We start from the raw sequence: 12,796 nt of genomic DNA, 5'->3' as shown, positions 1-12,796 counted from the left end.
CGGAGAACCGTCATGGACATTCTTGTCAGCCAAGCCGGGGAAGTCACCCGGGTCGCCCTCCGGGGGGAATTCACCATCTACGCCGCCGGGCAAAAGGACGAGCTCCTCGCCCACTGTGCCGCGCCGGACGTGGTTCTGGATCTGGCCGAAGTCAGCGACTTCGACAGCGTGGGGGTCCAGCTCCTGCTCCTGCTGCGCCGGGAAGCGGAAAAAGCCACCCGCCGCCTGCGCCTGGCCGCCCCCAGCGAATCCGTCCAGGGCCTACTCAAGCTCTTCGGCCTCTTTGAATACTTTCCCCTGATTGAAGAAGAAGGGAGCCTGTCATGAACCTGGATGAAGCCCTCTCCACCTTTGTGGCCGAAGCCCGGGACCTGCTGCAAGGCATGGAAGACGCCCTGCTGGCCCTGGAACAGGACCCCACGGACGCGGAAGCCATTGCCGCGACCTTCCGGGCCATGCACACCATCAAAGGCTCCGCCGGGCTGTTCAGCCTGGACGACCTGGTGGCCTTCGCCCACGTGGCCGAAACCGTGCTGGACAAGGTGCGTAACGGCGCCCTGGCCATCGACGCCACCCTCATCGCCCTGCTCCTGCAAAGCGGCGACCACCTGGGTTCCCTGCTCAATCGGGTGACCGGGGAAGCAGAAGCGGCGGACGACCAGGTGCGGCCCAGCGCCGGTGACCTGCTCGCCCGGCTGCAAGCCTATATCGGCGGTCCCCACGAAGAAGCCGCCGCCCCCCAGGAACACCACAGCGCCCCGGGGGCTGTCGCTCCCCAGGCGCCGGACGGGGTCGCCAACAGCGCCTGGCACATCTCCCTGCGCTTCGGCCAGGACGTACTCAAGTGCGGCATGGACCCGGCCTCTTTCCTGCGCTACCTGGGCACCCTGGGTCGCCTCCGGGCCATCGCCCCCCTCTGGGACAAGCTGCCGGAAGCGGCGGAAATGGACCCGGAAGCCTGCTACCTGGGCTTTGAGCTGGACCTGGAAAGCGACGCGGATCGGGAAACCATCGACGGGGCCTTTGACTTCGTCCGGGACGACTGCCTCATCACCGTCCTGCCGCCCCACGCCGCCGCCGCCGATTACCGGGCCCTGGCCGCTGCCCTGCCGGAAGGCCGGGAACGGATGGTGGCCCTGCTGGTGGAACTGGGCAGCGCCAGCCCGGAAGAGCTGGCTCCCGCGGTCCAGGCGCCCCAGGCCCCGGCCACGCCGGACGCCGCCGGTTCCGCCCATCCGGGAGACAAGCCCAAGGCCAAGGAAGGCCGGGGCACCGGGGTGCGCTTTGTGCGGGTGGATGCGGAAAAGCTGGAAGACCTCATCGATCAGGTGGGGGAACTGGTGATCGCCGGTGCCTCCGCCGGGCTCCTGGCCCAGCGCAGCGGCAACGCCCCCCTCATGGAAGCCATGGCCCTCATGAGCCGTCAGGTGGAACAGATCCGGGACCGGGCCCTGTCCCTGCGCATGGTGGAAATCGGCGAAACCTTCAGCCGCTTCCACCGGGTGGTGCGGGATGTGTCCCAGGAACTGGGCAAGGACATCGAACTGGTCATCACCGGGGCGGAAACCGAGCTGGACAAAACCGTGGTGGAAAAGATCAGCGATCCCCTCACCCACCTGGTGCGCAATTCCATGGACCACGGCATCGAATCCACGGAAGAGCGCCTGGCCCGGGGCAAATCCCCCCGGGGCCGGGTGAGCCTCAACGCCTACCACGAGTCCGGCAGCATCGTTATCGAGGTGGGGGACGACGGGGGCGGTCTGAACCGGGACAAGATTTTTGCCAAGGCCCTGGAAAAAGGCCTGGTAGCCCAGGGCCAGACCCTCAGCGACCGGGAAGTCTTCAACCTCATTTTTGAACCGGGCTTTTCCACCGCCGCCCAGGTCACCAACCTGTCCGGTCGGGGCGTGGGCATGGACGTGGTCCGCCGCAACATCGCCACCCTGCGGGGCAGCACGGAAATCGAAAGCAAGGAAGGGCTGGGCACCACCATCCGCATCCGCCTGCCCCTCACCCTGGCCATTATCGACGGCTTCCTCATCCAGGTCGGGGACAGCGCCTTCGTGGTGCCCCTGGACATGGTCCATGAATGTCTGGAGCTGCCCACGGATCAGAAGCTACTGGACGGTGAAAGCAACAGCCACTACCTGGCCCTGCGGGGTGAAGCCCTGCCCTACCTGCGCCTGCGCCAGCTCCTGCAGGTGGAAGGGGAAACCAGCACCCGGGAAAACGTGGTGGTGGTGCAGAGCGGCGGCCGCCGGGCCGGGCTGGTGGTGGATCGCCTGCTCGGAGAATTCCAGACCGTAATCAAACCCTTGGGCCAGATGTTCCGCCATCTCCGGGGCATCTCCGGCTCCACCATCCTGGGCACCGGCGAGGTGGCCCTGATCCTGGACGTGCCGTCCCTGGTGCAACACGCCACGGAACGGGAAAACCAGGCCCTGGCCGCGCCCCTGGTGCGGGAAGGAGGGTAGGCCCATCTTCCACCCCCGCCATACCCCGGGCCCCCCGGCCCCCCGCAATACCGATTGACCCCTTTTTCGCCCTTTTTTACTGAATTTCACTCCCAATCAAGGAGACCATCATGACCTTCAAACAACGCCTTTACCTGCTCATCGCCGCTGCCATTATCGGGCTGTCGGTAGTGGGTGCCTTTTCCTTCCATAACCTGGGCCGGGTCTATGAGGCCGCCAGCTATGCCAACGTCAACACGGTACCCAGCCTGGACATTCTCGATGCCGCCCTGCGGGATTTCGGCAAGCTGCGAGTTCGGGTGTACCGGCATGTGATGAATACGGACCCGGCCAAGCTGCCGGAAACGGAACAAAAGCTGTTCGAGTCTTTCCAGGCCATGGCTAAGGATTTCGACAATTACGAAAAAGTCATTTCCGATGCCCGAGACAAAGAACTGCTTGCCACGGACCGGAAAGCCCTGGAGGAATACCGGCAGTCCTTGAATGCCACCCTGGAAGCCATGCGGTCCCATCGTGCCGCCGATGCCTTGGTACAACTGGAAAAAACCCGGACTCTCTCCGAAAAAGTTTATGACGGCCTTTCCGAACATTTCACCTACAACAAGGAGCTGGGGGACAAAGCCGCTGCGGAAGCCCAGAAAATTCAATCCACCGCCAATACCGTAACTTCCCTGGTGTTGCTGACCACCATTGTGATTGCTCTGGGCATCGGCATCATGATTGTGCGGATCAGCTCCCGCCAATTGGGCGGTGACCCGGCCTATGCGGCGGAATGCGTGGGACGCATTGCCAACGGCAAGCTGGACGAAGAAATCCGCCTCAACGCGGGTGACAAGTCCTCCCTGCTGGCGGACATGGCCCACATGCAAGACACCATCCGCAAGCTGCTCCAGGAAATGGACCACATGAGCGCCGAACACGACAAGGGGGACATCGACGTGGTTATCGCCGCCAAGAGCTACCCGGGCCAGTTCTGCACCATGGCCGAAGGCATCAACGCCATGGTGGCCGGTCACTTGTCCGTGAAGAGGAAAGCCATGGCCTGCGTGATGGAATTCGGCCGGGGTAACTTCGACGCTCCCCTGGAACAGTTCCCGGGCAAGAAGGCTTTCATTAACGAAAACATCGAGCAAGTGCGCCGCAACCTGAAGGCCCTCATCGAAGACACCTCCACCCTGGCCGCTGCCGCCACCCGGGGCCAACTGGACCTGCGGGCCGACGCTACCCGCCACGAAGGAGACTTCCGCCGCATCGTGCAGGGTATCAACGACACCCTGGACGCCATCATCCTGCCCCTGAACGACGCCATGGGCGTGCTGAAGGCGGTGGAAGGGGGCGATCTGTCCCAGTCCATCCAGGCCAACTACCAAGGCAAGCTGAAGGAACTGTCTGACTCCGTGAATAGCATGGTGGATCGGCTGAGCACCGTGGTGCAGGAAGTGCGCACCTCCGCGGATGCCCTAACCACGGCCAGCGAACAGATTTCCGCCACCTCCCAGTCCCTGTCTTCCTCCGCCTCCCAGCAGTCCTCCAGCGTGGAAGAAACCAGTGCCTCCATGGAACAGATGAGCAGCTCCATCAACCAGAACACGGACAACGCTTCGGTGACCGACGGCATCGCCGCCAAGGCCGCCACCCAGGCCGTGGAAGGAGGCAAAGCGGTAACCGATACGGTGGCGGCCATGAAGTCCATCGCCAACAAGATCGGCATCATCGACGACATCGCCTACCAGACCAACCTGCTGGCCCTGAATGCGGCCATTGAAGCGGCCCGGGCCGGGGAACATGGCAAGGGCTTCGCGGTGGTGGCGGCGGAAGTGCGCAAGCTGGCGGAACGCAGCCAAGTGGCGGCCCAGGAAATCAGCCAGGTGGCCACGGACAGCGTCTCCCTGGCGGAACACGCGGGCAATCTGCTGGATGAAATCGTGCCTTCCATCAAGAAGACCTCCGATCTGGTCCAGGAAATCACCGCCGCCTCCAAGGAACAGGCCCTGGGCGTGGGTCAGATCAACGGCGCCATGTCCCAGCTGACCCAGACCACCCAGCAGAATGCGGCGGCCTCGGAAGAGCTGGCGGCCACGGCCGAAGAAATGACCGGTCAGGCCGAGCAACTGCAACAGCTCATGGGCTTCTTCCGCACTCGGGGCGGCAACCAGTCCAGCCACGGGCGCAACACCTTCGCCGTGCAAGCCCCCAAGGCGGCGGTGAAGGAAGAACCCCGGGGTGTGAGCAACGAAGCCTGCGGCGATTTCGTCCAGTTCTAAGGAGCGACCATCATGCCGTCTCTCAATCAAGTCATTACGCCGGAGCGGGAAGGAGGGGATCAAACCCAGTGCCTGACCTTCCAGCTCGGCGAGGAGATGTTCGCGGTCCCCATCCTGAATGTGCGGGAAATCATCGAGCACGGCCACATCACGGTGGTGCCCATGATGCCCGACGCCATCCGGGGGGTGATCAACCTGCGGGGGGCTGTGGTGCCGGTGGTGGATCTGAACCGGCGCTTTGGCCGGGGCCACACCAAGGAAGGCAAGCGCACCTGCATCGTCATCGTGGAAATCCCCCGGGATACGGAAACCCTGGTGGTGGGCATGATGGTGGATGCGGTGAGCGAGGTGCTGGATATTCCCGCCTCCCAGGTGGAACCGCCCCCCGCCTTCGGCACCCATCTGCGCACGGACTTCATCCAGGGCATGGCCAAAATGGAGGACGGCTTCATCGTCCTCCTGGCCCTGGCCCACGTGCTCTCCGACGAAGAGCTGGCCCAGCTGCCGGGGGACCCCCCGGTGGCCACGGTCCACTAAGTCTGCGGTTCACCAAGGAAAACCATCATGACCACCCTGGCTAACGAACAAGACCGGGACACTTCCGGCCAGGAGCAACTCCTGGCCGCTTTTGCCCGCTGGAGCCGTACCTACGAACGCATCCTGCACGCCGCCGGGGAAGGCATTTTCAGCCTGGACCTGGGGGGCTGCATCAGCTTCGCCAACACCGCCGCCGCCCGCCTGCTGGGGGTGCCGCCGGAGGATTTACAGGGCCATCCCCTGGAAAGCTTCCTGGCCGGTCCGGAAACGGGGGAGCCCCTTTTTCTCCCGGCCAACCGCCAGGAATATCAACATCACCGCCTCCACTTCAGCACCGGGGAGGGGCTGGAGCGGATAGTGGAACTGAGCCAGGCCCTGATCTGGGAAGACGATCAGTGTCTGGGCGCCGTGGTCATGTTCAATGACCTGACGGAGCAGGAAAAAGCCTCCCGGGCCCTGGCCGAAAGCCGGGCCCACCTGGAGGTGGTTAACGGCCGCCTGAGCCGCACCCACGACCAGTTGGTCCAGGCGGAGAAACTGGCCGCCGTGGGCCAACTAGCCGCCGGGGTGGCCCACGAAATCAACACCCCCATGGGCTACATCCGCAGCAATCTGGGCACCCTCACCAAGCATGTGGGGGCCCTGCTGGAATTGATTGCCGCCTACGAAAAATGGAGTCAGCCGGCCAGCAGCACAGCGGTGGCGGCTCTGGAAAACGCCCGACGCCAGACCGATCTGGCCTTTGTCCGGGAAGACGCCCCCCAACTCCTGGCGGAAACCAGCCAGGGGGTGCAACGGGTCGCCCGGGTGGTGCGCCATCTCCTGGATTTCGCCAACGCCTACAGCAACGGGGCCTGGGAAGACCGGGGCGTGGATGCCCTGCTGCACACCGCCGTGGGCCTCTGCCCCCGGGCCCAGTGGCAGGAATTGACCTGGGATCTGGGCACGGAACTGCCCCCCCTGGCCTGCCTGCCGGACCGGCTGGCTCAGGCCCTGGCCAACATTGTGGATAACGCCTGCCAGGCCACCGGGCCCCAGGGCCGGGTGGTGCTGCGGGCCTTCCAGCCCGACGGGGAACATCTGGCCCTCGAGGTGGAGGACGACGGTTGCGGTATTCCCCCGGAAAACCTGGACCGGATCTACAACCCCTTCTTCACCACCCGGCCCGTGGGGGGCGGGGAAGGCATGGGTCTCTCCATCGCCGACGCGGTGGTGCGCCTGCACGGGGGCAAACTGCTGGTGGAAAGCGCTCCGGGCCGGGGCACCCGGGTACGTATCACCCTGCCCTTAAGCGGCCGCACCGCCCTGCCCCCCACGCCCCCGGCCACCACCTTCCACTAGGAAGCCGCTCCGCCCGCCTGTCCGCCGCCCCCGGTGGACAGGCGCCCTGCACCTGGGTACCATCCGCCCCGTCATTGGGGAGTAGCCGCCCGGACCGGCCGCCTACAGCGGGCCGTGGTACCGGGGTACGCGTCAACACACTTGGTCATCCGACCATGGCGCGGACAGCCGCCCGGCCTGGCAAGACCTTTGACCACGCACCTCCGGAAGGGCCGGGGGAGAGGCGTGGTCATGGGATCGCCCCGGCCCGGAGAGCCAATTCATGGAAGCTTTTCTCGTATCCGTCGGCGTGGTCGCCCTGGGGGAAATGGGGGACAAGACCCAACTCCTGTCCTTTCTCCTGGCCGCCAAATTTCGCCGCCCCCTGCCCATCATCCTGGGCATTTTCGCCGCTACCCTGGCCAACCATTTCCTCGCCGGTCTGGTGGGCACCTGGATCACCGCCCTGCTGGGCCCCAACATCCTGCGCTGGGTGCTAGGCATCGGCTTTATCGCCATGGCCATCTGGACCCTGATTCCAGACAAAATGGATGAGGAAGAGGCGGGCATCGGCCAGCGCTTCGGGGTTTTCGGCACCACCCTGGTGGCCTTTTTCCTGGCCGAAATGGGGGACAAAACCCAGCTGGCCACGGTGGCCCTGGCCGCCAGCTATCCCAACCTGATCGCCGTAGTGGCTGGCACCACCACCGGCATGCTGATCGCCGATGTGCCCGCCGTCTGGGTGGGAGACAAGCTGGCCCACAAAATTCCCCTGCGCCTGGTGCACGGGGTCGCCGCCCTGATTTTCGCCGTCCTGGGCGTCCTGGCCTTGTTGGACGTGGGCCACGCCTTCGCCCGGCTGCCGATGTAAAGCATCCGGGGATAGGGCAGAAGGCTCGATCCCCGGCCCCCATCCCCGGGCCGCTACCCCCGTCGCCCCACCGCGTTGTCCCGGGCCGGGAAGCTGGGTACCATGGGGCTATTCCTTTTATCCATGCCGCCCCCGCCCCATCGCCCGCCTGTTGCTGGGCGATGAGCCGGACCGGGAAGCGGCCCCGTTCCGCCATGATCCCTCGCCCTGCCAACGCCCCCCAATCCCGCCCCAGCTGGGCCTGCCGCCAGGTTTTCGATGAAGGCAACCGGGCCGCCGAACACGGCACCCGGCTGGTGGTGGTCATCACCTTGATCATGATGGTGGTGGAAATCCTGGCAGGCTGGTGGTTCAACTCCATGGCCCTGCTGGCGGACGGCTGGCACATGAGCTCCCACGCCGTGGCCATCGGCCTGAGCGCCCTGGCCTACACCATGGCCCGGCGCTACGCGGGGGACCCCCGCTTCGCCTTCGGCACCTGGAAAATCGAGGTTCTGGCCGGCTTTGCCAGCGCCATGTTCCTCCTGGGGGTGGGCCTGATCATGGTCTATGAATCCGTCTCCCGGCTGGTGAGCCCGGCGCCCATCCACTTCGACCAGGCCATCGCGATCGCCGTCATCGGCCTGGTGGTCAATCTGGTCTGCGCCCTGATCCTGGGCAAGGCCCACGACCACGGCCATGAGCATCATCACCATGATCATGGCCACCAGGAGCACAACCATGAACACGAGCACGGTGACCACGACCTGAATCTGAAATCCGCCTACATCCACGTCCTGGCGGACGCCGCCACCTCCGTACTGGCGGTAGCCGCCCTGGTGGGGGGCAAGCTCTACGGCTGGAACTGGCTGGACCCCATCATGGGCCTGGTGGGCGCCACCCTGGTGGCAGTCTGGGCCTGGGGCCTGATGCGGGATACGGGCCTGGTGCTCATGGACTGGGAACCGGAACGCCCCCTGGCCCAAACCATCGCCCAGCGGGTGGAGCACCACCCCCACTGGCCAGCCACCCGGGTTCTGGACCTGCACCTGTGGAAAGTGGGCCGGGGCCGCTACGCCTGTATCCTCAGCCTGGCCACTCCCGCAAACGGCCCGGACGCCGCCACGGTCAAAGCCGACCTGGCCCACTACCCGGAACTGGCCCATGTGACGGTGGAAGTGCTGCCGGGCTAACCCCGGCCTTTCCCTCCCAAAGCCTCAGGCTGGATGAGGGAGGGGGAAGACCTACGCCGTCCCTTGCTCTCTCCTGGCCCCCCGGGAATCTCCTTCCCCGGGCCGAAAAGACCGGTCCGGACGTTACCCCCGATTCCCTGGGGTGTTCTTTCTCCCTAGGCTTTCCTACTCCGGCCCCCATGGCCGACCTCCAGGGCAGAACACGCCCTTCCCCGGATTTTTATCTCCCACCCGGAACCTTTTTAGCCCATAGCGGTCGGCGCTTAAATCTTAATAATCATTATAAATCAATAGCTTCGCACCATTTTTGCCCATTATCCCAGGCAAAATCCTTCCTCCGGTGCATGTTTTCCCCGTTTTTTTGACTCCCTCGGCCTTTTTCTCCGCTGACCTCCCCCGGCCCCTGGGGACACCAAGCCTTCCCCTGCCCGACGGATGATGGGAAGCCCCTTGTGGCACAAGGCTTTCTTCCGTTTTCAAAAAAGTTCCCCTGAAATTTTCCCGCCCTGTTCCGGCGCTGGCATAGGGGTTGCTGTAATTAGCCCAGAGTAGAAGCAGTCAGCGGGCCTTTCCCCGCGGGTCATTGCTCCGGCCGGTGCCTGCACCGGTCTTGATTGGTAACCACCATCACTTTCTGCCCCGGCAGAAGGAGGAGCCTGTCATGACCCGCTGTTTCCGGATATCCCCCTGGATATCCGCCCTCGCTGCAATTGGCTTCCGGTTGGCCACCCAGGCGCCGGGAATAGATGCCCCCTGGCGCCAGGTCAGGAAGCGACTCGCCGCCTATCGCCCCCATCCAGCCCGTGCCGCTGCCCCCCAAAAGGGGCAGCCCTTTCCCCTTCCGGCTTCCGTCCCAGGCCACGACGCGCTTCTCAGTGGGAGGCGCTCCGCTCCCCAGCTTATTGCCCTTTGCCTCGACCGCCCCCGCCGTTTCGGGGAGAGCCGCGCCTTTCGCCCCGACCGGGAAAGCCGAATCTTCCGGTCCCCGCCGGTCACCCCCTTTTGTCACCTCGCAGGTCTTTAACCCACGGAGAAAAAAGCCATGAAACCCAACCGTCTACTCCCCCGTTTTGCCTCTAAGTTACTGGCTGGTGCCCTGCTGGCCGCCGGCTGTGTTTTGCCCAGTTTCGCTGCCGACAAACTGGTGCTGGGCACCAACTGGTTCGCCCAGGCAGAACACGGGGGCTTCTATCAGGCCCTGGCCACGGGCATCTACAAGAAATATGGACTGGACGTGAGCATCAAGATGGGCGGGCCCCAAGTAAACGGCATCCAGACCCTGGCCGGGAAAAACATCGACCTGTGGATGGGCTATGACTTCCAGACCCTCAAGGCGGTGGAACAGGGGGTTCCCGTGACCACCATCGCGGCCTTTTTCCAGAAGGATCCCCAGGGCATTCTGGCCCACCCGGGGGTAAAAAGTTTTGCCGAGTTGAAAGGCAAGCCCCTGTTCATCGCCCAGGGAAGTGAAACCACCTTCTGGCCCTGGTTGAAGGCGGAATACGGCCTCACCGACCAGCAGAAAAAGCCCTATCTGTTCAGCATCACCCCCTTCCTGGCGGACAAGAATTCCGCCCAGCAGGGCTACATCACCTCCGAGCCCTACGCCATGGAACAGGCCGGGGTGAAACCCGCTGTCCTGCTCATGGCCGACCATGGTTATCCCCCCTATGCCTCCACCCTGGTGGTCCTGAAATCCACGGTGGAGGCCAAGCCAGACGCCCTGGCCCGCTTCGTCAAGGCCTCGGCGGAAGGCTGGGTCAGCTATCTGGCTAATCCGGCCCCGGCCAACGCCCTCATCAAAAAGGACAATCCCAAGATGACGGACGCCCAGCTGGCCTTCGGCCTGGCTCAGATGAAGAAATACGCCCTGGTCACCGGGGGGGATGCGGCCAGCCACGGCATTGGGGTCATGACCGACGCCCGCTGGAAGCAAACCTTCCAGGCCATGGTGAAGACCGGCCTGCTGCCTGCCAACGTGGATTACAAGCAGGCCTATACCCTGAAGTTCGTCCAAGGCCTGCCCCTGCCCAAAAACTAAGTTCCCCGGGCCGCCTCCGGGGCGGCCCCTCTGACCCTAAGGAGGACCAACATGGTGGATTACGCAGACCCCCGGCGCAGCCTGACTCCGGTGCTGGACATCGGCCCCTGGCTGAACGGTCAGGACAAAGCGGGGGTAGCCCGGGAGTTTGACCGCATCTGTCGGGACATCGGTTTTTTCTATCTGGTGGGCCACGGCATTGCCCCCCAGCGCATGGCGGACATGCTGGCCCTGGCGGCTCGCTTTTTCGCCCTCCCGGAGGAAGAGAAGCGCCGTTACACCGTGGGCGCCAACCGCCGGGGCTACGAGCCCTTCGGCCTGCAAACCCTGGATTTCGACGCCCCGCCGGACATCAAGGAATCCCTCCTCATCGGCGGTAACCAGAGCCCGAACCATCCCTATGTGCAGGAAGGCCTGGCCAATTACGGCCCCAACCGCTGGCCCGACGACCAGGACATTCCCGGCTTTCAACGGGCCTGTGCCGCCTATTACATGGACATGCTGGCCCTGGGCCGGGAGTTGATGGCCATCTTTGCCACCGTAGCCGGGCTGGCGGAAGACTATTTCGACCCCATGCTGGCTGAACCCATGGCCACCCTGCGCCTCATCCACTACCCGCCCCAACCCGGGGCGGTGCAGAACAACCAGATCGGCTGCGGCGCCCACACGGACTGGGGGGCGGTGACTTTGCTGCTCCAGGACGATACGGGCGGTCTGGAAGTCCAGGACGCCAGCGGCGAGTGGCTTTACGCCGATCCCCTACCCGGCGCCTATGTGGTGAATATCGGCGACATGATGCCGGTGTGGACCAACGGGGCCTACTTCTCCAATCCCCACCGGGTGCGCAACAAACACCCGGAACGGGACCGCTACTCCCTGCCCTTTTTCATCGACCCGGACTACCACGCCCAGGTGGCCTGTCTGGACGCCTTTCGCCTCCCCGGGGAAACACCCTGCCTGGCGCCCCGAAGCGTGGGTGAACACATCGACCTGATGTACACCACCTCCTACGGCAAGGCCAAGGTGGCCTGAACCCTCTCCATCCCCCACCCCACTTATATAAAAAGGAAAACACCATGCTGGTGACCCAACAACCCGTGCTGCGCAAGTTCTGGTACGCCCTGGTGCCCATGACCGACCTGGATCAGGGCCCCCAATCCTTCACCCTGCTCAACACCCCCCTGGTGCTGTGGAAACAGGCGGATGGCCAGCCGGCGGCCCTGCTGGACCGGTGCTGCCACCGCACCGCCAAACTCTCCAAGGGCTTCGTCACCCCGGAGGGACACATCGCCTGCGGCTACCACGGCTGGGAATACGACTGCCGGGGCGCCTGCCGCAAGGTGCCCCAAAACACGGACGGCACCATTCCCCCGGGAGCCGGCGTCACCGCCTTCCACTGCCAGGAACGGTACGGCTACGTGTGGGTCGCCCTGGACGACCCCATCGCCCCCATCCCCGACTTTCCCGAGGATGGGGACCCGGCCTACCGGCGCATTTTCCAGTTCTACGAGCACTGGGCCACCAGCCCCCTGCGGGTCATGGAAAACTCCTTCGACAATTCCCACTTCAGCTTTGTGCACAAGGCCAATTTCGGCATTTTCGACCAGCCCGCGCCCTCCAAATACAACATTGAGGAAACGGACTACGGCTTTCAGGCGGAAACCCTGGTGCCCATTAACAATCCCCCGGAAAGCTACCGGATTACAGGCACCACCGAGCCCATCACCCACCGCCACCTGATCAACCGCTGGTACCAGCCCTTCTGCCGCCGCTTCGGCTGCTCCTACCCGGCCAGCGGCATCGACCACATCATCTACAACTGCGCCACCCCCATGGACGATGGCCACATGGTGCTAGTCCAGTGGCTTTACCGTAACGATAAGGAAACGGATTGCAGCACCCAGGAACTGATCGACTGGGACCGGGCCATCACCACGGAGGACAAGGAAATTCTCGAGGCCACGGACCCGGACGCCTGCATCGATCTGGGCCGCCACGCGGAATTCCACATGCACTCGGACCGGCCGGGCATTCTCATGCGCCGTAAGCTCATGCAGCTTCTGGAAAGCCATGGGGAAAAGGAGGTTTTCCGCAGCGCCTGATGGCCCCACTTCCGA

The 12,796-nt window shown here is 64.3% G+C and carries 10 protein-coding genes and 1 riboswitch; all 10 genes read left to right on the top strand.

Annotation, left to right across the window (positions count from 1 at the left end):
* The first annotated feature begins 12 nt into the window (after nucleotides 1-12).
* Nucleotides 13-327 carry an STAS domain-containing protein gene (locus Azoinq_RS09800; RefSeq protein ID WP_216129563.1) on the top strand — a complete coding sequence of 105 codons (315 nt, stop codon included), beginning with the start codon at nucleotides 13-15 and terminating at the stop codon, nucleotides 325-327.
* A complete protein-coding gene (locus tag Azoinq_RS09795; protein ID WP_216129565.1) occupies nucleotides 324-2,474 on the top strand; it encodes a chemotaxis protein CheA in 2,151 nt (716 codons plus the stop codon). The genes Azoinq_RS09800 and Azoinq_RS09795 overlap by 4 nt, the downstream gene beginning before the upstream one ends.
* Nucleotides 2,475-2,584: 110 nt before the next feature.
* Entirely contained in the window at nucleotides 2,585-4,738 is a 2,154-nt protein-coding gene (locus tag Azoinq_RS09790) for a methyl-accepting chemotaxis protein (RefSeq protein ID WP_216129567.1), read from the top strand.
* Nucleotides 4,739-4,750: 12 nt separating this feature from the next.
* Entirely contained in the window at nucleotides 4,751-5,275 is a 525-nt protein-coding gene (locus Azoinq_RS09785; RefSeq protein WP_216129569.1) for a chemotaxis protein CheW, read from the top strand.
* Nucleotides 5,276-5,302: 27 nt separating this feature from the next.
* Nucleotides 5,303-6,616 carry a two-component system sensor histidine kinase NtrB gene (locus Azoinq_RS09780; protein WP_216129571.1) on the top strand — a complete coding sequence of 438 codons (1,314 nt, stop codon included), beginning with the start codon at nucleotides 5,303-5,305 and terminating at the stop codon, nucleotides 6,614-6,616.
* Nucleotides 6,617-6,680: 64 nt separating this feature from the next.
* A riboswitch (yybP-ykoY riboswitch) is annotated at nucleotides 6,681-6,868 on the top strand.
* Nucleotides 6,869-6,878: 10 nt separating this feature from the next.
* Nucleotides 6,879-7,466 carry a TMEM165/GDT1 family protein gene (locus Azoinq_RS09775; RefSeq protein WP_216129573.1) on the top strand — a complete coding sequence of 196 codons (588 nt, stop codon included), beginning with the start codon at nucleotides 6,879-6,881 and terminating at the stop codon, nucleotides 7,464-7,466.
* A gap of 194 nt (nucleotides 7,467-7,660) precedes the next feature.
* Nucleotides 7,661-8,638, top strand: coding sequence for a CDF family Co(II)/Ni(II) efflux transporter DmeF (dmeF, locus tag Azoinq_RS09770; RefSeq protein WP_216129575.1), 978 nt, complete (start codon nucleotides 7,661-7,663; stop codon nucleotides 8,636-8,638).
* 1,042 nt (nucleotides 8,639-9,680) lie between these two features.
* Nucleotides 9,681-10,679, top strand: a complete 999-nt coding sequence (locus Azoinq_RS09765) for an ABC transporter substrate-binding protein (RefSeq protein ID WP_216129577.1) — start codon at nucleotides 9,681-9,683, stop codon at nucleotides 10,677-10,679.
* A 51-nt stretch (nucleotides 10,680-10,730) separates the two neighbouring features.
* Nucleotides 10,731-11,711 (top strand): isopenicillin N synthase family dioxygenase, encoded by a 981-nt coding sequence (locus tag Azoinq_RS09760; protein ID WP_216129579.1) that lies wholly within the window; start codon nucleotides 10,731-10,733, stop codon nucleotides 11,709-11,711.
* Between the two features lie 44 nt (nucleotides 11,712-11,755).
* Nucleotides 11,756-12,781, top strand: coding sequence for an aromatic ring-hydroxylating dioxygenase subunit alpha (locus Azoinq_RS09755; RefSeq protein WP_216129581.1), 1,026 nt, complete (start codon nucleotides 11,756-11,758; stop codon nucleotides 12,779-12,781).
* Nucleotides 12,782-12,796: the final 15 nt, after the last annotated feature.

Source organism: Azospira inquinata (genome assembly GCF_018905915.1).
In the GTDB taxonomy this organism is placed as follows: Bacteria; Pseudomonadota; Gammaproteobacteria; order Burkholderiales; family Rhodocyclaceae; genus Azospira; species Azospira inquinata.
The sequence above is the reverse complement of the archived record's forward strand: the minus strand, read 5'-3'. Positions and strand labels throughout refer to the sequence as shown.

What these genes read in the sequence shown, in the direction of transcription:
- Azoinq_RS09800 (WP_216129563.1), top strand. Translation starts at nt 13, where the DNA reads ATGGACATTCTTGTCAGCCAAGCCGGGGAAGTCACCCGGGTCGCCCTC.
- Azoinq_RS09795 (WP_216129565.1), top strand. Translation starts at nt 324, where the DNA reads ATGAACCTGGATGAAGCCCTCTCCACCTTTGTGGCCGAAGCCCGGGAC.
- Azoinq_RS09790 (WP_216129567.1), top strand. Translation starts at nt 2,585, where the DNA reads ATGACCTTCAAACAACGCCTTTACCTGCTCATCGCCGCTGCCATTATC.
- Azoinq_RS09785 (WP_216129569.1), top strand. Translation starts at nt 4,751, where the DNA reads ATGCCGTCTCTCAATCAAGTCATTACGCCGGAGCGGGAAGGAGGGGAT.
- Azoinq_RS09780 (WP_216129571.1), top strand. Translation starts at nt 5,303, where the DNA reads ATGACCACCCTGGCTAACGAACAAGACCGGGACACTTCCGGCCAGGAG.
- Azoinq_RS09775 (WP_216129573.1), top strand. Translation starts at nt 6,879, where the DNA reads ATGGAAGCTTTTCTCGTATCCGTCGGCGTGGTCGCCCTGGGGGAAATG.
- dmeF (WP_216129575.1), top strand. Translation starts at nt 7,661, where the DNA reads ATGATCCCTCGCCCTGCCAACGCCCCCCAATCCCGCCCCAGCTGGGCC.
- Azoinq_RS09765 (WP_216129577.1), top strand. Translation starts at nt 9,681, where the DNA reads ATGAAACCCAACCGTCTACTCCCCCGTTTTGCCTCTAAGTTACTGGCT.
- Azoinq_RS09760 (WP_216129579.1), top strand. Translation starts at nt 10,731, where the DNA reads ATGGTGGATTACGCAGACCCCCGGCGCAGCCTGACTCCGGTGCTGGAC.
- Azoinq_RS09755 (WP_216129581.1), top strand. Translation starts at nt 11,756, where the DNA reads ATGCTGGTGACCCAACAACCCGTGCTGCGCAAGTTCTGGTACGCCCTG.